11 protein-coding genes, 1 tRNA gene and 6 pseudogenes are annotated in these 18,450 nt (G+C 52.0%); 2 read left to right on the top strand and 16 right to left on the bottom strand.

Annotation, left to right across the window (positions count from 1 at the left end):
- Positions 1-33: 33 nt before the first annotated feature.
- A tRNA-Arg gene (locus tag KQP84_RS08690) sits at positions 34-108 on the top strand.
- Between the two features lie 136 nt (positions 109-244).
- A pseudogene (locus KQP84_RS25295) lies at positions 245-352 on the top strand (hypothetical protein); the annotation flags it as partial.
- A gap of 35 nt (positions 353-387) precedes the next feature.
- Here the strand turns inward: KQP84_RS25295 and KQP84_RS08685 are convergent.
- The 16 genes and pseudogenes from KQP84_RS08685 to KQP84_RS25285 all read right to left on the bottom strand — a co-directional run bounded on the left by KQP84_RS08685 (position 388) and on the right by KQP84_RS25285 (position 18,353).
- On the bottom strand, positions 388-1,692 hold the full coding sequence (locus KQP84_RS08685) for a VasL domain-containing protein (RefSeq protein WP_373276622.1): 1,305 nt from the start codon (positions 1,690-1,692) through the stop codon (positions 388-390).
- A 135-nt stretch (positions 1,693-1,827) separates the two neighbouring features.
- Positions 1,828-2,904, bottom strand: coding sequence for a GIY-YIG nuclease family protein (locus tag KQP84_RS08680; RefSeq protein WP_252515242.1), 1,077 nt, complete (start codon positions 2,902-2,904; stop codon positions 1,828-1,830).
- A gap of 245 nt (positions 2,905-3,149) precedes the next feature.
- Positions 3,150-3,548 (bottom strand): YdcA family protein, encoded by a 399-nt coding sequence (locus KQP84_RS26155; RefSeq protein WP_215846029.1) that lies wholly within the window; start codon positions 3,546-3,548, stop codon positions 3,150-3,152.
- 123 nt (positions 3,549-3,671) lie between these two features.
- Positions 3,672-4,143: pseudogene (locus KQP84_RS08670) on the bottom strand (hypothetical protein).
- A gap of 14 nt (positions 4,144-4,157) precedes the next feature.
- Positions 4,158-4,612 (bottom strand): annotated as a pseudogene (gene tssE / locus KQP84_RS08665) (type VI secretion system baseplate subunit TssE).
- Positions 4,612-5,157, bottom strand: a complete 546-nt coding sequence (gene tssJ, locus KQP84_RS08660; RefSeq protein WP_215846026.1) for a type VI secretion system lipoprotein TssJ — start codon at positions 5,155-5,157, stop codon at positions 4,612-4,614. Before tssJ ends, tssE begins: the two are co-directional and overlap by 1 nt.
- Complete coding sequence (tssG, locus tag KQP84_RS08655) at positions 5,135-6,220, bottom strand: type VI secretion system baseplate subunit TssG (RefSeq protein WP_215846024.1); 1,086 nt, start codon at positions 6,218-6,220, stop codon at positions 5,135-5,137. Before tssG ends, tssJ begins: the two co-directional genes overlap by 23 nt.
- Positions 6,184-7,937: pseudogene (tssF, locus tag KQP84_RS08650) on the bottom strand (type VI secretion system baseplate subunit TssF). The gene tssG and the pseudogene tssF overlap by 37 nt, the downstream one beginning before the upstream one ends.
- A 518-nt stretch (positions 7,938-8,455) precedes the next feature.
- Entirely contained in the window at positions 8,456-8,755 is a 300-nt protein-coding gene (locus KQP84_RS25950) for a hypothetical protein (protein WP_309140144.1), read from the bottom strand.
- A complete protein-coding gene (locus KQP84_RS08645) occupies positions 8,752-9,684 on the bottom strand; it encodes a PAAR domain-containing protein (protein WP_309140143.1) in 933 nt (310 codons plus the stop codon). Before KQP84_RS08645 ends, KQP84_RS25950 begins: the two co-directional genes overlap by 4 nt.
- Positions 9,685-9,715: 31 nt before the next feature.
- Positions 9,716-11,317, bottom strand: coding sequence for a type VI secretion system protein TssA (gene tssA, locus KQP84_RS08640; RefSeq protein ID WP_215846023.1), 1,602 nt, complete (start codon positions 11,315-11,317; stop codon positions 9,716-9,718).
- Positions 11,317-14,734, bottom strand: a pseudogene (locus tag KQP84_RS08635) (ImcF-related family protein). The gene tssA and the pseudogene KQP84_RS08635 overlap by 1 nt, the downstream one beginning before the upstream one ends.
- Before the next feature lie 208 nt (positions 14,735-14,942).
- Complete coding sequence (locus KQP84_RS08630; protein WP_215846021.1) at positions 14,943-16,169, bottom strand: KPHS_23130 family T6SS system protein; 1,227 nt, start codon at positions 16,167-16,169, stop codon at positions 14,943-14,945.
- Positions 16,169-16,432: a PAAR domain-containing protein gene (locus KQP84_RS08625; protein WP_163850786.1), complete on the bottom strand. Its 264-nt coding sequence runs from the start codon at positions 16,430-16,432 to the stop codon at positions 16,169-16,171. The genes KQP84_RS08630 and KQP84_RS08625 overlap by 1 nt, the downstream gene beginning before the upstream one ends.
- Positions 16,433-16,654: a hypothetical protein gene (locus tag KQP84_RS25290; RefSeq protein WP_252515241.1), complete on the bottom strand. Its 222-nt coding sequence runs from the start codon at positions 16,652-16,654 to the stop codon at positions 16,433-16,435.
- Positions 16,642-18,353, bottom strand: a pseudogene (locus tag KQP84_RS25285) (T6SS effector phospholipase Tle3 domain-containing protein). The gene KQP84_RS25290 and the pseudogene KQP84_RS25285 overlap by 13 nt, the downstream one beginning before the upstream one ends.
- Positions 18,354-18,450: the final 97 nt, after the last annotated feature.

The following is an 18,450-nucleotide window of genomic DNA, read 5'->3' as shown; positions in this document are numbered from 1 at the left end:
TTGGCGCATAACTGCGCTATACTGCCCGCCGACGTCTCCTTAGTTAAATGGATATAACAAGCCCCTCCTAAGGGCTAGTTGCAGGTTCGATCCCTGCAGGGGACGCCATACCACGGTTCGCCACCTTCCGAAGTCGTTTGCCAACTCCTACTCACAAAGCACTCCCCAATAAATAGCAGTTCGCCATAGTTCGTTGACAGCCTGTCTATTGCCTGGGTAAATCCTGGGTAAGAAATTTTACCCATTGCTCACCATTAAACAGACAGACGCGGCTAAGTCGAAAGATAAGCCCTACAGGGTTTCAGACGGTAATGGCCTGTACCTGTATTTGTCTGCATCAGGCAAAAAAATAACGAACTGAATCACTGATAATTCTTAGCACCGTTTTTATTCCGATAAGTTCTGTTTTATCTCAGCATAACGGGCAGTCAATTGTTTCAGATGCATCTCCAGTTGAGCCTTGGCAGCAGCAGGTAAAGGTACTCCAGCAGGGTTTTCTGACAATACCCGCAGTTGCTCCTCAGCCGGTATGGCCTGATTAAACGACTGCATAGTTGAAAATACTACTGACTTCAGTTCACTGACCGTCATGTATTTACCCTTCTGCTCATCAAGCCCGTTTAGCCTGTCACTCAGTTTCTGTAGCATTGTCATTCCCTGATACCAGCCATTCAGCTGCTCTGTTGGCAATGCGACAGCACTAAGCTGTTGTTGCCAATGCTGTATCAGGGGTTTAGCCTGTTCCGGCCACAGAGTCTGAGCCTGTTCTACAAGTTGTCGACTGTAGTCAATATTCCAGTCAGGAGGAAGCTGGTCCAGCAGGGCAAGCTTCTGCTGTGTTTGTGCTATTACTGTTTGTGGAAGCGGCGATTGATGACGTATCACATCCAACTGTGCAGGCGTGAGTGTTGCGGGTAACGGAGCCAGTGAAGCAGCAAACTGAGTCTGTAGCGGGTCTGACCGGTGAAGATACTGCCAGCTCCACACTGCGACTATGCTTATCACCAGCATGGAACACATCCCGGCAGTGAAAGATTTCCACTTTTTTACCGGTGCAGGTATTGCCGAGAGTACCTCCACATTTAGCTGTTGTTCCGGCTCCGCCACATACACCCACTTCACCGCATTGTTCGGCACGTTTTTCTCTGCATCTGGAATGCCTGGCAGTGTATCAACGGATGTTCCTGGGCTATTTATACCCGTTGTGGGGAGTACAACCCCGGGCTGAATAACTGCACCAGTACTGGATGCACCGGCACTGTTGTTTTCCAGCCGGACAGTACTGTTATGTATCAGAGTACGCAGCGTGTCGAGCTGGCTCAGGTGCTTAAGCTCCAGGCGCTGCAGCACCTTCCCCAGACTGGTAAGCAGTTGCTCCACCCGATACAACTGGCTGAGGTCGCTGTAATTTAGCGGGAGCGAGCGCATCAGTTGCTGTAGACGCTGACTCAGACTGCTGAGGATTTCCATGCGGGCATGTACTGGCTGCGGCCACAGCGTCCTCCACTGATGGCTTATCAGCGCCTCCAGTATCGCCAGACCTTCGTTCAGACCGAGCAGACCGGCTTGTTGCGTACGGGCCAGCGTGTACCAGGCCGCTGTCTGTAACTCCACACCATTTTGTTCAAACAGCGAAAGACAAAGTTTTTCGGCATAACGCCAGTTCACATCCGGGCGCGCCGGATGCGTCAGTTTACTCAGTTCTTCGCGCAGGGCGGTATAATCCGGCAGCGTACGTGGGTCGCCACCGGTTTTTATTTTACGTGGGGGATGTCATTCATGACCCGTTGTCCATTTGTCGTACCAGGAGCTATTGAAGGTTATCGTTTATGCAGCTTCGCTTTCAGCATATTCGAGACTCTGCAGATACTGCAGTGCCATTGGGTCAGCAATGTAGTCAACCCGCCCGTGGTGACGTTCCACCTCGTTAATGATTTTGCTGAGCTCTACGCGGAAAAACTCTTTACGTAAGTTAATCCTGTTGATGCGGTAACGTTCCAGATGGTCGTGCAGCGTTTTCTCCAGAGCTGGCGCATCGTCACAGGAAATCATGGCGTGGACATCAAAATCGAAAGGTACGGCGGCTCCACTCAGTTCTTTCACCCGCTCCATCGGCTCCAGTCGCCGGGTCATACCGATTTTGAAGACACCTTCACCAAAGGAGCCAATATTTGAAATCACATACACATGTCCCTGCTTCGTGAGCTGGGCCATGGATTTGGCACGTTCATATTGCTGATGTACGTCCTGAATTTTTTGTTCCAGTTCCTGACGCTGCCTCTCCAGCTCTTCTCTGTACGTCCCTTCGGCAGCCAGTAGCGCTTCTTCAAGGATTTTTTGCTGTTCAGCAAGGCGGTGCTCTTCTTCTTCCGCTTCACGCTGTTGCCTGTCCAGCTCATCCTGGCGCTGCTTTTCTTCCCGCATCTGACGTTTAAGTTCGGCCTGATATTCTTTTTCTTCCTGGGCTTTTTCCAGAAACGCGACCTTATCCAGGAACTGCTGTTTTACACTGTCCCAGTCGGCTTTATCTTCAAGTTTCAGAAAGGTGATTTTCTCACTGATGACGTTATAAGCATCCCTTTCTTTGCGGAGCTGATCGTATTTACTCTGCCAGTTATTCACTGTGGTGCCAGCAAGTAACGTCTTAACTTTGAATTGATAGGCTGAATCCACTATGCGCTGCAGCGCCCGGGACGCTTTATTTCTGGCATGGTGAAATTCATCCCACTGACCGGAAAGCTGTTTCTTTTCCTGATACAGGCCACGAGCCACTTCAGTACTGACGGTTTCATCAAAGGCTTTCTCTTTCTGTGCCAGGTCCGACACGGCCAGTTCGAGCTCCGCTGTTTTCTTCCTGAAGCCCCGGTAAATGAAAACTCGTATCATCAGCGTAATGGCAATCAATAAACCAAAGAACAGACCGATTATTCCTGCCGGATTCGACACAGATTCAATAAACCGCTCATTAAGATTAATTAATGCTCTTGCCGCGACATAAACACCCCAGGCAATTACGCCAAGAATAACCAGAATAATACCCGCGGCATTGTCATCTTTTTTCTTCGTGCCATGTTTTATTTCTTTCCTTTTTTCCTGCAAACCTGATTATTTAATCCTTACAACGGGAATGGAATTTTTGCCATATCCGATTAATACTGATTCCCTGAGCAAATCGGTAAATGGGTGTATCCGGGCTTGCTGGCCATATAGAGTGGAGCGCATGTGGGCTGTCGGGGTTGCGTACTGACCGGTTCGTCGTTTTCTGCAACACGTTGCGGTTCCTGCTTTTTCGCAGTTGTCACTTTTTTCGTCTGCGCTTTGCGAGTGGAAGTAGGCGGTTTTACCGGATTGCTGGTTTCTGAGGAACCATATCCGGAGCAGAATCGCTTCGACTGACTTAGGCTCCCGTCATTACAAACAAAACGTCCATCCGATGTGCAGTGTGCAATGCCACCCTTTGAACCGGAACAGGGCTGCCTTCCACGCGCAGCATCGGCTTGTGCCGTAAAAAGAATTCCTGAGACCAGAAGGAAGATTAATTTTCTCATTTCCATATCCGTTATTTATTTCGTTACTTTGGGGCTAAGTAATCCGAAAGCTATTAACCGTTTCGTCAGGAAAACTTGCAATGATTCAAAGCAAAAAAATAATGATTCATTTTTCAGCACCCGCTATGGCAGAAGCGCAAAAATCAGGTTAAAGAAAGTGGTTTCATCAAAACACTGCCCAGGCCGGGATAAAGCACCAAGCGGAGTAAAGGTCCAGTTGTTCACTGGACCTGACCGAATAAATAATCGCCCCAGAGGCGTCACGAATCCTCCATTATGGAATGGCCGCCTCCACACACCCGGCCACACCCTGACCATACAGGAATACCGGCATAAATTTTACAGCCCGGTCGTCGACACGCAGGAGGATAGCTGCAATCTCAAAAGCCCCGCTATCAACTAGCAGGTCCGTAACGGATGTACTGAGCGTCTCCACATTCAGTCCGGTACCCACCAGCCACGCGTCCATCTGCTCCTGAAGTTGCGTCATTCGCAGGCAAAACTCTGCAATATCATCCTGAGTCTTGCTGACAGATGAAGCCGGAGCGGGCTGTCTGGCCTGCAATTTTTCGAGAAACTGTAATTTTACTGACATGGTGTTATCTGGCCTTACAGACGGGTTGTCGTGTCGAGATACTGCTGTTGCTTCAGATGCCTCAGCATCACTCGTCCCTCGGGCATAAACTCGGTGCCGTAACACACAAGGCCAATGCCCTTCAGCTCGGCATCAATGGCATAGCGCAGTTCACCGGGAACGTTCTGCTCCAGCAGGACAACCGTTATTTTTTCAGGCGTGGCTCATATTTGAGCAGAACAGTAGATAGGGTGCCCATCAGCTCATGGGCAGTACCCGGCATGCCCTGCAGGATTTTAGTCATATCGGGCAGTCCATAGTCCGGCAGATGTGCCAGCGTGCCGGCACGGCAGTTAAGGATACGCTGCATATTGTCCAGCACGGACAGAATGACCTGATTTTCTTCGCTGACCTGATGGAGATCCAGGCCGCCAGTGAAGTTCCCGGTCAGTATTTCATACAGTGAAGGTGTGTTGTGTCCCTGGGGCATCAGTCGTCCTTGAGCGGTTGCAGTGTCAGATGATTGTTACCGGCTTCCAGAATACGCGGCTTATCCGGGTCAAGGTCTTCGCGCCCTATCACCAGCTTCCAGGTGTTGTCGACCATATCCGGGTGACGGAACAGACCCACCACCGCCACAAACTGTGCATCGGCCTCCATCGGCATATTCAGGTTCGCATCACCGCCCGGCTTCATCACCACATCACGGCTCGCCAGCAGGTCAGCTTTCAGAATGGCCTCCCCGTCTTTCAGCAACTGCTGGTAGACCGTTTTGTCGAAGGTTTTGCGGTCTTTCAGCTGATAGACACGAATAACCACCGGCTCAGACAGCGAGTTACTCTCGCGGGAATCGGTGTTCAGCGCTTCACGGGCGGTGAAATCCAGGTGCAGTACCTTAATCTTTTTATAGAACACGGCGTTAAATGCTGATTTGCTGCCATCTGCGACGCCCTGCGTCACGCCACAGCCTGTCAGGCTGAAAGCCAGCACCGGCAGCAGCCAGCATGTGATTTTAATCAAACTTGTACGTAACACGTCGGTTTCCTTGTTGTGGTGTTGCGGGGTGCAGGCCGGTGTAATAGCCCAGTTCCGTCGTAAAGGTCTGCGGAATATCATCAGAAAGCGCTTCTTCCTCCGCGCCCAGTACCCCATTCATGCCGAGCCAGAAAGGTCTCTCGCCCAGTAGAGGGACCGCCAGCAGGCAGGTCTGGGTGGTCAGGGTAATTTTTGCCTTAAAGCGCCACCCGAGATAAACCCGCAGCATCACCAGAAAGTCCTGATACAGCAGACCGTCCGGCTTCCAGCCCTGCGCTTCCTGTTCGTTATCTGTTGTGAGCGCAATCAGCAGTTGGCTGCCAGCATCCATCGCTTCGTCACCCAGCGGTGTATTGCCATCAAGCAGGAAATCTTCATCGTCGTAAAAGCCCAGAGGCCGACTGACCTCCACCGGCCGCAGGCAGTACGGGCTGACCTTCACCGTGGTGTCAGACGCCAGCAGGCTCACCATTGCCTGCATCCCCTCCTGGGTTTTGCCCGGTTGCTGCAGCACACCCAGCAGCGCCAGAAATCGGGATACCGGGGTGGCAATATGGTTTGCCGTACCGGGAATACCCAGTCCCACCAGGCCCAGCAACGACTGCGAGATTCTGTCGGTCCCGCCGGTCTCGAATGTGGCCGGGTAGGAGTATTTCCTCCAGATACGGTAAAACTGCGTCAGGATGCGATGACTGAAGATATCCAGAAAACCCTGAAGCGCCTCATGCCCTTCCCGGCGCTGGGTGATATCGTCGAGATAGGCGGTCGGCAGCGGCGAATCAACGCCGTACATCCCCATAAACGTGGCGCGGATGAGCGGTGGTTTACTGTCATCCTCTTCGTCATACTCAACGGCTTTGAGTTCGCTCGCCGGAAAGCCCATCCCGGGATGCGGCACAAAGCGCACCGGGTCGTCACCGGGATGGCTGGTTGAGCCCATCAGCGGCCGGTCCAGATTCAGTTTCTCCAGCAGCTGGCAGAAACGGTAAAAGTTGATGCGGTGAAGGTCGGCTTCCAGTCGCGGGGTCAGCCGGGAATGCGGCGGTTTTGCTTCTCTTCCCATTCCAGGCGCTCTCCGGTCGGTTGCAGGATGATAATCAGGCGGTTAAACAGATAGATATCGGTGTAGAGCGCGAAGAAGCGGCTCAGCATCTCGCCAAACAGGCAGATGTCGCCACGCCCGGCAAAGCCGTAACTGTCCAGCGTCACCTCAATCTGCACGCCGCGCACCAGATAGCCCTGCTCAAAACGCTCGGTTTCACTGTGCTTCACCTCGATAATGGCCTCCAGGCGACGACGATTCATCTCGCTGTCCGTCCACTCATACAACGCCAGGGTGCCGCGCAGCACGTCGGCGTTGTCCATCATCGACAGAAAACCGCTGCCGAGGTGACTCAGCACGCGCCAGTGAAAACGGTCCTGCGCGGGCGGATAACAGGGCAGCGTCGGGGCGCAAAGGTTACGCACGGCAATACTGGCTGAGGTGGTTTTCATCACCGTATCGAGAACGGTACTTTGCAGCGCGCGCCGTGGAAGCTGACCATTGGTGCCGGTGAGCGTCAGCGACAGGCTTTCATCTTCCGGGACGGTGTGATTATCAAAGGCTTCTCCTCCGAGTATCAGCCAGGTGTTATGCAGCCCGGACGGGCCACGGCGCACGCGGGTGTGGTAGTAATACTCCGGGGCTTCATGACGCATCATCCCGCCTTTGTGGCGGAAGCTTGAGAATGGCACGTAAGTATGCTGGCTTGATGACATTACCGAGTCCACGGCATAAATCTCGGTATGGCCATCCTGTACCCGCATCGGACGCAGCACATACTCGGTCTGCAGCGAGTTGAGCGTTAGCGGGTCGGACTCTAACGGGAACAGGTTAATCACCGGCACGCAGTTCAGGCGCAGATGTTTCCCGGTAAAACTGAAGTCATGCTCCCAGCGTTCCGCCAGGACCACGTCGATTTCAAACCAGGGAGCTCAGCCGGAAAGGTCACGGTCTCCAGCCCACGCAACCCCGTGAACATGAATTTCTCACGGAAGGTGAAGTACTCCAGCAGCAGCTGATAGCCGCTAAAGCTGCTGCTTCCCTTCGGCCACAGGTCATCGTCATCACCAAAGCCCAGCGCAGTGAAATATCCGTCCAGCGGTCTTCTGTCCATGTCACCCGGCATCCGCAGCAAGAGACGCGCAGTGTTCATGGTAAAGGCTTCATGCATCGCACAGGCCAGCGGTGCATCGGCAGTGAAATAAAACGGAATATGGCTGAGATCGATACGGCTCCAGTCCGCAAGCTTGCTGCAGTTAAAGCGCAGGCTGATAACCGAACGCCCGTCAGGGTCAGTCGACAGGCGGGCGTGCTCCAGCGACAACGGCTGCAAGGTAATCTCTTTAGTGGTGGTGTACCGGCAGCGCGTGCCTTTCTCACCGATCGGCCGCGAGTTCACCTCGAAACCTTTGACGATGCGCATCTGCTCTTTCATCTCACGCCAGTCGGGTGTGAACTCCACCACCGACATTGACGGAATTGTACGCAGGTAATGCGGCCACAGCAGGCTGACCAGCCCTTCGGTCAGTTCAGGCAGGTCGTCATCGAGCTTTTCACGCAGCCGCCCCATCAGGAAGGCAAAGCCCTCGAACAGGCGCTCCACGTACGGGTCGCGTGCGCCCGCTTTGTCGAGATTGAGCATTGCCGCCTGCTCCGGGTGAGCGCGGGCAAACTCTTCGCCGGCTTCCAGCAGATAGCGCATTTCAGCGTCATAATAACGCAGGGTTAAATCATCCATATTTATTTCTGCTTAGTAAATTGCTGCGTGTTAAACACTGAAGCAGACTCCGGGAGTCTGGCACGGGTAATCATAGAGAAAAGAGAACCATCAATGCTGAGTACAAAGGGACGGTTCTATGGCATATTTTTTGCCATGCCAGGCATCCAACCCGAAGGGATCCCTGGCATTCTGTGTAACCTTTATGCATTAAAGATGTTGTGTATTTTTCTGAAAAGATGAACATTCCCAAGACAGTTAACCCTAAGATGATAAACGTGGTTTTCAGTAATTTTTTACCTGATGCAATGGTTATCTGCTTCCCGGTAAAAACAACAGGAAAAATCATCGCCAATAACGGTGAGAAAAAAATAAAAATGCGGCAGCAAAAGTTACCCAAAAAGAGAAGTTAACGACATCGGGGTATGAAAGGTATTCACGCAACTTAAAAATACCGAGATATGAAATCCCGACGGAAATAGCCAGGAAGAATATCACTCCGAAAAATGCAATTACACGTTGTTTAAGAGGATACATTATCAATAATCCATTGGAATAATTTCTTGTAGCGTTTCACGCAGGTATTTCCTGGTTTCTGCAATCACGAACTCTCTCCCTGTCCGTAGCATCCCATCCAGATACATAGCTCCAAGATCCCAGAATCCGTCCTCGATCTCGCGAGCTTTATCAACAAATTCCTGCTGTGCATTCTCAATCAATTCAACGAGCTTATCAGTGACTTTAAAGTGCTCGTCAAGTACGTTCAATGCGATGCTTGCCCCGAGACCAACAAGTACGACAGCCACGATCGGACCAATAACAAATGGAGTCATTGTCAATAAGGCTCCGGCCCCCAACTGACAGCAGACGCTATACCGATTTTTACGACATCTGTTGCCAGCGAGCCTATAAATTCAGCCAGACTGGTATCATCATTCATTATGAAATCAATAGTACGATACGCGAGAGCGAAATAAAATGTTATAACAGTGCCTTCAACAATGGCATTCTTAACACCAAACTTCCCAATTCCCAGGCTGACGACCTTGGGATTTTTAAGAGCATATACAGGCGCGTTTAATATTTTTCGTATTCCTGCATATCCAGTAAGTTTTATGAGCTCAGTTCCATTTTTATTTACGTACACCGTAGATTTAATATCATACAGTTTCAAATCGGCAATAAGCATGGTTGTTGTAATGGCATCTTTAATACCCAGGCCATAATTTACTGCAATCTGTCCCGGCTGACTTTGTGTCAGATCCACCCAACCATTTTTGTAAAACCCCCATGACGACAGTATTTCATATACTTCGCCGAGGGTAAGTAGCATAACTTCCTGGCTGTTGGCCTGCAGCATGGCTCTTAACTTACTATCCGGGAATGTCGGCTTTTGCTCACCGGTCAGATAACCAGGTAGCTCAGGAGAGGTCTGCGTCGGAGCGGCTGTAAAGCCTGCTGCGGGTTCTCCAGCGGAAGCTCCGCTGCTCTTCTCGTACGTATCATCCATCATCGACGGAATAAACTTCGCCTTACAGGGGCAGGTACTGTAGCTGTCGAGGGTTCCGGCCATTCGCCTGTCGTGAATGGTATCGTTGTCGATGCCACCGGCTATCTTGAAAAGCCCGGCATGTTTACCGCAGGTCACACTGTCCTGCTCCCGGGCAACTGGTTTATCAAACAGCGTGTGATCCTCTGCACCGGTTGTAATTTTTCCGCCGCAGTTCGTTTTGTCGCCCTGCACCAGATAATAGCCTTCAGCTCCCATACGTTTCCCTTTTCGCTAAATTCAGTCCTGGTTACCCGCAAAGCACTGCACTGCTGGCCGGATCGAGCGCAATCAGACCCGCCAGAAGCTGGTCCATCTCTGGCTGTAACCGTGATTTATCAGTTTCACTGCGTGTGGCTTTCATACGCAGCAGTCTGAGGCGGCGCGATTTCACTTCAAACAACAGTGCTGGTGTCCACTGCGTGAGGGTGATTGACTGTGCGGCACTATCGAGCTCACCCAGCAGATGCAGGGCCAGTTCATTCTTGCCCTTCTGCTCGGCCACACGGGCCATCAGCAGACGCAGCAGCCATTTGTCTTTTGTGGTGTCAGTGCCCGGGCGGGTCTGGAGCCAGTGAAGTGTGGCATCCAGACCGTCAGTGTCCGCTTTCTCCAGCGCTTCAGGCTCGAGGGCCAGGATATCGTTATCCGTCTCACCGACGGCACTGATCGGCTCATCCCTCCAGCCTGACATATCGTCCAGCACGCTCTGATTTATCCAGTTCAGCGTGACCTCATCGGCAAACGGCGTACCGTCATTAAAGGCCAGGGTTTCAAGCCCGGTAAGGCGGCACAGCAGCCCTTTCAGGTCGGCGGCGATGATATCAGCCAGCACATCCTGCCCCGATTTCATCAAGGCCTGGTGGATATACCACTGCAAATCCAGCCAGAGGTGGTTGGCACCACGCGAAAAGGCGCTGTCTGCCTGCTCCATAATTTCGGACCAGCTCTGCTGCAGATACAGGCGTTTAAGCATCGCCCGCTGGTCTGTACGGGGCGGTTCGATTCGGGTTTTCCCCTGTGCATCCGGGGCAGGAATACTGTGCAACGTGTCATGACGCAGGCTTTTCATCAGCCGGTGAGCGGCAAGCCAGCCATCGGGCTGCTCACGCAGATATTCCGTCAGTGTACGGGCCTGGGCCAGCAAATCCTGACCGGAGGTAATGCGGCTCAGGACCGGCGCGTCAGACTCGGGAGTATGCGTGGGGGTCTGTGTCTGTGCCTTGTTTCCGGCGTTCTGCGGTACCACAGCATCCACACCACCCGCCTTCATCAGGCGAGATTCCAGCGCGCTGTACAGGGCATTCAGTTCTGGGCGTGACGCTTCCGGCTCGGCCTCCAGACTGTCGCGAATAAGCAGCAGCGCACCGGCAGTGCGCAGTGCATCGTCGCGTACCACTTCCGGCCAGAGTGACAGGCTGTCCAGCACACGGGAGCCTGCGAGCCACTCCAGCGCCGGTTTACGGCTCCGCTCGCGCTGAGGATGAAGCTGTATTCCATAGCGCTGTACCAATCCCGCCAGCAGTTCAAGCCCTTCAGCAAAGCCGACTTCCCCGTCCCGGTGCAGACGCGCCCAGCAGTAATAGGTGGCAACCCGGATATCTTTGGCTGTGGTGGTCAGCAGTTTTTCGGCAAGCGTGCAAATCAGCCCGGTATCGATGCCAGAAAGCTTATTGACCTCCTCCCGAATACGCTGAAAATCATCGTCATAGCCGGGATCTTCTCCGGTCGGACTGACGTCACTTACCGGTGCAAGCCAGGGCAGCCAGTTTTCCGTGCGTGTCTGCGCCTGTTGCCGCAGCTGCGTGTCATCATCATGACAGGCCACGACCAGATTCTGCAGTGTGCTCATTATTCGACTCCATCCATGTCACTGTTTCCGGTGCTGGCCATCAGCGCCTGAGCCGTGGCTGCGCTGTCGACACTGAATATCTGATCCGGCAGCGTGAAGCCGCGCAGGTCCAGCAGAGCCAGCGGTCCTTTTCCGAGTTGTGAACGCAGGACCCACTGCATAGTACGACCATCAGGCGCGGTGAAGCTCATCATCCACTGGCTGCGGTCAAGCTGCTGGCGTTTGCCCTGGTCCAGCCAGCGAATAAAGCCCCAGGAGCCGCTGTAATCCCCGAACAGGCGCGCCCCGGCGTTGACGGTGGTCCAGGTCAGCATGGTACCCGGTTTGTAAGTCTCTCCCGGCCAGCGGAAGCTCTGCCAGTCGGCCATCTGATTGAAATAGCGCAGCTGCTGGCCATCGATGGTCAGCTGAGTTTCCACCACCTGCGGTACAGGCCGCGCCTGCAGCTCAAAGCTGATGCCCTGGCCGCCATCGGTGAACAGAATGTCCGACAGCTGGCTCAGCTGGTTTATCGCCCGCAGGAAGGTCGGGTTAAAGCTCAGCCCCTGGCTGTTGACCTTATCCGGTACCCACTGGCTGCCCTCTTTGTGCAGCACACCGCTGAGCTCTGTCGTCAGGAAGCGCTCAATACGTCCGCTGTCCTTGCGCACGAACTCGGCCAGCATTGGTAGAGAAGCATCGCTTTTACTGGTCGCAAACGGGAAGCGCCCGTCAAAGGCGGTGTGCCAGTTCGCAACCACGGAGCGGCTCCATTTATCATTCAGGCTGGCTGCCGACGGCTGAAGCACGGTCTCCCAGGCCTGGGTCAGCGGCTGCACAAACATCGTGCTGCCAAAACCGCTCCACTCTTCGCCAAGGCTTGCCGAAATGAGGCTGCCATACTGTTGGGTGTCGGTGAGGTCTACGCTTTTGCCCTGGAATACGGTCTGTGCCAGGGTCTGCATCATCTCCTGCGGATCAGAGGCACTGGCCACCTGCTGCAGACGCAGACGCACGCGGGTAATGCGGGTCAGATACGTCTGCAGGCTCAGTGAAGTGTCAGCCGACATGACGTTGCTGCCATTGTTTTTCCCCATCGGCGCCAGCAGCGGGCCAAAGGTTTCATCGAGCGGCCCCTGCGGCCCTGACGCAGACTGGTCAATAGCAGGTTTATCTTTTCCGCCTACGAGGTCTTTAGCCGATTTGATGATGGAATCCGAAAGGCCTTCGCTTTGCTGGCCGGTCTGCCCCTGCCAGGCGATGGTGTTCATCAGGGCAATCAGTGGCGACTGACGGACATCACTCATCAGCGTCAGCTGGTCGGTCACATCTGCAATGTTGTTTGCCGGATTCCAGTGCAGGCTGTTGAGGAAGCTCAGCCAGCTGCCGGCAAAGTCGGTGAAGTAACGTTGCGTCAGACGTGCTTTCAGTGCTTCCGGCGACAGGTCTGAGGAAACGGCTTTTCGGCTGTCACTCAGCACCCAGTCAATTTCATCCCGGCGGGAATTTGCGGCCTTTTCGATAGCCTGTTGAATACCCCCTTCCCACGCCTGGCGGGTAAACATGCCCGGCACCACTTCCCCGGTGGTGAACAGTCGCCGCGCATCGGTACCGCTGGTCATGTCTTCCAGAGACACATCGGCAAAGTTACGACGCACGGATTTGAGCATGTTCTCATACAGGGTGCTTTCGGCGTTACGCCGTCCAATTTGCTGCAACAGCAGCTGGCGACTCTGGCTCACCAGCTGCGCATCCGGCGTGATTTTCCACTGTGGTTGCTCAGGCAGTTCGGTGATGTAGAAGGCCCACAAATCCGGCGTCAGGCTTTGCCACAGGCCGGTTGAAATGCCCATCCGCGTCGGCTGCACGGCTTTCATGGTCTGGGCGTAATACGCGCCGTCGGCTTTATCCGGACGGGCCATCATCAGCCAGGCCTTCAGCTGGTCATAACCGGGTTTCGCAAGCGCTGCGCGCTGGTCACCATTAGGGGCTGAGTTCGCCAGCGCGCTGAGCTTCTGCGTAAGCGCTTCATTTGCCGGATCACGAATCAGGCGGTTGTTCGCCACACCGTACCAGGGCAGCATCGCGTCGAGCAGCTGCTGGTTATGGTCCAGGCCGAAGCGCTGATACCAGGGCGCGCCTTCCTGAATACGGTGCTGCAGGCGGCCGGCGTCATTACGCAGCGTATGCAGAGCCGTCAGCTGGTCATCCGATACGGAAGGATGCTTCACCAGAGCATGCGCCTGCTCCGACACAGAGACAATCTGCAGGCGGTTGACTGCAAACGACAGCAGCGTCCCCGCCCCCAGACACCGATAATAGCCATCAGCGTCCAGGCAAGCGTCTGTTCCCACGCCATACCGACACGGCGGCCACGCACGCGGGTACAGTCATCAACGATTCCCTGCCAGGTCACCGGCAGGGTCAGCGCATGGCGTTGTGGTTCGGGGATATATTTCTCAGCGTCGGCAGGTGCAGCACCGGCTGTTTCTCCTGCGATAGCGGCGGGTTGATTCTCCGGCAGGCTGAACATCAGGCCTCGCAGCGGAACGCGTTGCTGTGAGACAGACAGCCATGGTACCAGTTGCTGCGTCCAGCGGGCGATACCGCCATCTTTCAGGTGCTGGCCCAGGCGCAGTAGAAAGTCGTGACTGTTGTTTTCCGCGATCTGACTCACCCCTGCGTCCGCAGGGTCGGCAGCATCAGTTCTAGCTGGCGGATAACATCATCTTCTTTTGCGCGCAGTGGAAAGCTTGCGCCCACGGTTTGCTCAGGGCGCTTTGCCTGCGACCAGTCGCTGTCGCACAGTTGCCACAGCCACACCGGTGCGGAATAACGGAGCTGTTCGCTAATTTTTTCGAGTCCGCGTAAATCGTTATCACTAATCTGAGGTGTGAGGTTAAGTGACTGTGGCATGACACGGACAATCCCGTCGAGTGGACGTCCACGACGCAGTTTACGCAGGGCGGCGTATTTTCCACGGTCAGGCTCTGCATTCAAGTTGCCGCCGTAGATAAGTATGGTACGGTTTCCTTCAAGCCACTGCTGCTGTTGCAGACCAGGAACCAGCTGTTCGATCGCCGCATCTTCACCGCTGACCAGCAACAACTGCACCTTACGTCGCCAGAACAGAGAGTAACGTCTTCTGAGATATTTATTAAGCGCTGAAAAATCATATGGATCCGTCGTTTGCTCTTCATTTTTGTTGATCTCGTCGTCAGGCGTGATAGGAGATGGATTTTTTTGTCGGGACAACGTAAAGAAGATAAGGGTGCACAACAGCGCTGTCAGGGCTACAAAGAATGCCACCACGTACCAGAACATATTTTCATCGCCTCCGGATGGTGACTGCGTTGTCTGTGCCAGAGCAAAGAGCACCAGAAGCAGAACGAGCAGGATCAGGAGTCCCACCCCTAGGAGATTTGAGGACTTTTTCATGCCGGTTATTCCTTTCCGGACTGTCGTGCAGCCCTAATAAATAAGGGGCGCTGGAGACGGGCTGTAACACGTCGCAGCAAAAAGGCGATCCCGGGTAATGTTACAACCAGTGACAACAACAAGAGAGTGATCCCCGACCAAGAAAATGCCATTGAAGGGAAATAGCGACTTATCTGGCTGTACAGTCCGATATTAAGCAGCAATGCCATCAGAATAGAGCCCCCGGAAAAGGGGGCGGGATAACGAAATGATCTTGCCCAACCACGGGAGCGGCATTTCCAAGCGTAACAGCCCATGCATCATGTTCGTCTTCCAGCAACAACCACTGGCAGGCGGGTCCATATTCGGCCATTTCAGCAGCAGCCCCCACCATGGCCCAACTGGCAAGACAGCCATAGCGGGCGCATGCAGTGTCATAATCAATGACGCCACCAGTGCCAATACCGTCATAAAGTGAGATCGAAAGGTCGTTTAGTACTCTGTTCATTGACTGCCGCGGTGCATCTGACAACCCGCTGTACCAGACAAGATGTTTTTTACCTGCAGGAAGGTCAGCCATATCGCGCAACTCACAGAGTTCAGCTGTGAGCGCACTGGTATTCAGCGGCATTGCCCGGAATAACCGTAAGGTACTTTTTTGTTCACCAGGATTCAGCATTGACGGGGGAATCAAAAATAACGCAGTGGCAAATTCCTGCAGAACATCGTCGGGCTGGCGGTAGTGCATCGCTAGAACTAGTATTGCTCTCTTTGAGGACCCGACAAATTTATTCCATTCATCAAAGGATGAGTCTGCGTCCTGAAAATGAATCTCGACTTTCCAGGGGTGGGATCCTGCTGTCCAGATACGATGGAAAGACTGAGATTCACGATCTTTGTCGCTGCCATTGGTCTGAACAATAATCTGGAGCAGGCCAGAAGGATATCGCCGCCGAATCGAAGGTGTTATCTGAGCAATAAGATGACGAAGTATCTGCTCAAAACGTGAAATGCCGGGCGTGATGGCGGCATCCGGCAACAACGTTAAAGGCGGCGTGTCCACGCTATCTCCTCCCTGTGTATGTGCAAGGCGAGACAACAAGCCCGTATCGGCAGCGATAAAAACATGGCTAAGAATGACGTGATGTTGGTGCGCACGTAAGCGCCACTTCAGACGTGTGTTACGGCACCATTCATTCCAGTTCCAGACACCAATTGCCAGCGTTTCCCACCAGAAGCTGTAGATAGCAATAGCTGCAAAAATGCCTGCAAATGTCCTAGCCGTCAGTGGTAACCAGTACCCGCTGCTCAACAAAGGTAACCCTGTTGATGGTGATTTCAACACTGCTACAAGCAACCCAATGAAAAGACCCAGGATAATAATCAGCAGACAAACCCACGGCGACCAGACCGGTGCCTGTTCTTTTTCAGTCACCTCCGGCAGAGACCATCCCATCAGCCAACCTCCATATCCTGCATGCTTGCGATAACGCTCGCCCCGCACTGTGTTTTACAGTTATGCAAAACGATCCCTCGGCCATTTTCTTCATACGCAGAAACATCGCACTCAATAATTTTATTTGTGCCGTGCTCAGGGCAAGATACTGTATCGTTTAAAAGAGCAGCATTCTTCCCTGAAATATCGAAACTGGATGAGGCTGATGTGACTTTACCGCCATGTGTAGTGGCATCCCCTAAAACAACGACGTATCTACCCATTTAATAACCGTACTCCTTTGCCTTTTCCCGAATCATTTCCTCGATGCCCGTTTCCCGGCTTATCATTGAAGGCTCACTAATACTTTCAACAATTCCTGTATTCATATATGGATCAGAACCAGTAGTCCAATCTGCAAGATATCGAAGTTTAGAAAGGAACTCTTTATCCCATGTAGCATCGCAGTAGCCTATTGGTAAATCATAAGCTACTACTCTGGACATAAACTTTTCGCTTCCCGGTAGTGTACTGTGATCTGTTGGTTGCGAAACATAAGTCCGCAATCTCTTATTTTTTCGTCGAAAGTTTCCTTCCTTGTTATCTCTTGCACATAACCACTTGGAAGCTCTTTATAGCCGATTACAACATCTTGATTTGGATATAAATTGATATAATTATCATATGTATTGTCATTTTTCTCGCCAGTGTTAGGGTTCACTTCACCCCATCCATCCTGTTGTTTTGAGCCATGCTCTTTACCTACCCGGGATTGGTCAAATCCGGCCAACTCATCGGAATTAATAGGTGCAGGAACTCTTTCTGCATTTACAAACACAGTTTGCCATTTGGGAGGGTTAGGATATGTATTGCTACTACTTTGATATTTATCACCTTCATCATCCCAAAATGGTTTCCCATCAGGCAATGAACCAAATGGTGTATGCTTATCAGGATCAGACCCACATGGTGTATTTCTAGCCAACATTCTTTGGTATAAATTATTTTTGAATTTCAGAATTAATGGATGTGGGTTTCCATTTTTATCATTCGGCAGTCCTTGCCAACCTATTGAGCGAAGCGGTAATGACCCCATAACTCGGTCATGAGGGCAGAAGTAAATATACATTCTACCATGATTATCACGCTCCTGTATTTTTCCACCTTCTATTACATTCTCACCTTCAGGCTTCCAATTCGATTTATCTGTAAATTTACCTACACACAACCCTTCATAACCGCCAGCGGAAAGATGCGAAGTTTGCTTTGAAATTTTTTCAATTATTGATGACAAAGTACTCTCGCGCCCGTTAGGAGAAATTCTCTCTTGCTGAGGAATTGAAAACTCATTAAGTTGGCTATTATGCATTGCGTAAGGGGAGTTTAATATAAAAAGAGCATCTGGTCCTTTTTTTGCTAATGTTACCGCGGCTAGTGAAATCATTGTCCCTTGGCTGTGAGAGATAATGCTAACTGTATCATTAGGGTATTTATCTCGGAGAATATCTAAAAGATCTGCTAGTCGCTTAGCAGCATGTGAATAGTATTTTCTTGGCGGGGAATTTGTTAGAAGTCTATCTTTATCTTCATTAAGATACTGAAGTTTCGCTCCCGGAATCCCTGCTAAGTTCTCATCGAATCCATAGTTACTCCAAAGCGAATGTAAGTTATTTGTACCATTTTGAAATGGCCCTCCCCCCATATATATGGACCTTTTCTCCGAATCTCATCTGCTTTTACACCTATTTTTTTCATTTGGTGATAGTCTTCACCATCCACATTCGCTAACGGAATAACATATTTATCCTCTTCACCTTCTACAGAAGAATATCCCCAATAGAATCGAATGATTGGAGACCGCTCATCATTTTCAATAAGTTCTCTGCGAGTTAAAGGTGATGGTGATGAATTGCCTTCCCCAACAGAATCAGTACTATATTTGTTCGGCTTCAACTCGAATGGAGTACCCTTGAGCCCTAACCTAACATTTAATCCGCCGCAGAGGGATTCTTCCGCATTTTGATACCACTCCCCCGTTGAGTTAACACCATGAACAAGTATTATTAAGCCTGGGAGATGAGGAGGCAAATCGCATCCTCCGCGGACTTTTATATTTTTATGTGAAGGGCTTGAACGCCATGAAGGTCGGCCATTATCATCATACTTCAGTTCTAAAGCCCTTGTTGTATCTGTTTCTTTATTCATTAGTAGCATCCTTTTCGTTATCTATTAGATCAACCGTCTTTATCTTATTATTGGGACACCATTTGATTGGAGGATATATATAATGACATATGAGAAG

Origin of the sequence: Candidatus Pantoea bituminis (genome assembly GCF_018842675.1) — a bacterium.
GTDB classification, from domain to species: Bacteria; Pseudomonadota; Gammaproteobacteria; order Enterobacterales; family Enterobacteriaceae; genus Pantoea; species Pantoea phytostimulans.
The sequence above is the reverse complement of the archived record's forward strand: the minus strand, read 5'-3'. Positions and strand labels throughout refer to the sequence as shown.

Bases quoted from the DNA above. Each gene is read 5' to 3' on its own strand.
- tssA (WP_215846023.1), bottom strand. From the start codon at position 11,317: ATGAGCACACTGCAGAATCTGGTCGTGGCCTGTCATGATGATGACACG.
- tssG (WP_215846024.1), bottom strand. From the start codon at position 6,220: ATGGGAAGAGAAGCAAAACCGCCGCATTCCCGGCTGACCCCGCGACTG.
- KQP84_RS25290 (WP_252515241.1), bottom strand. From the start codon at position 16,654: ATGTCCAGAGTAGTAGCTTATGATTTACCAATAGGCTACTGCGATGCT.
- KQP84_RS26155 (WP_215846029.1), bottom strand. From the start codon at position 3,548: ATGAGAAAATTAATCTTCCTTCTGGTCTCAGGAATTCTTTTTACGGCA.
- KQP84_RS08625 (WP_163850786.1), bottom strand. From the start codon at position 16,432: ATGGGTAGATACGTCGTTGTTTTAGGGGATGCCACTACACATGGCGGT.
- KQP84_RS08645 (WP_309140143.1), bottom strand. From the start codon at position 9,684: ATGGGAGCTGAAGGCTATTATCTGGTGCAGGGCGACAAAACGAACTGC.
- KQP84_RS08630 (WP_215846021.1), bottom strand. From the start codon at position 16,169: ATGGGATGGTCTCTGCCGGAGGTGACTGAAAAAGAACAGGCACCGGTC.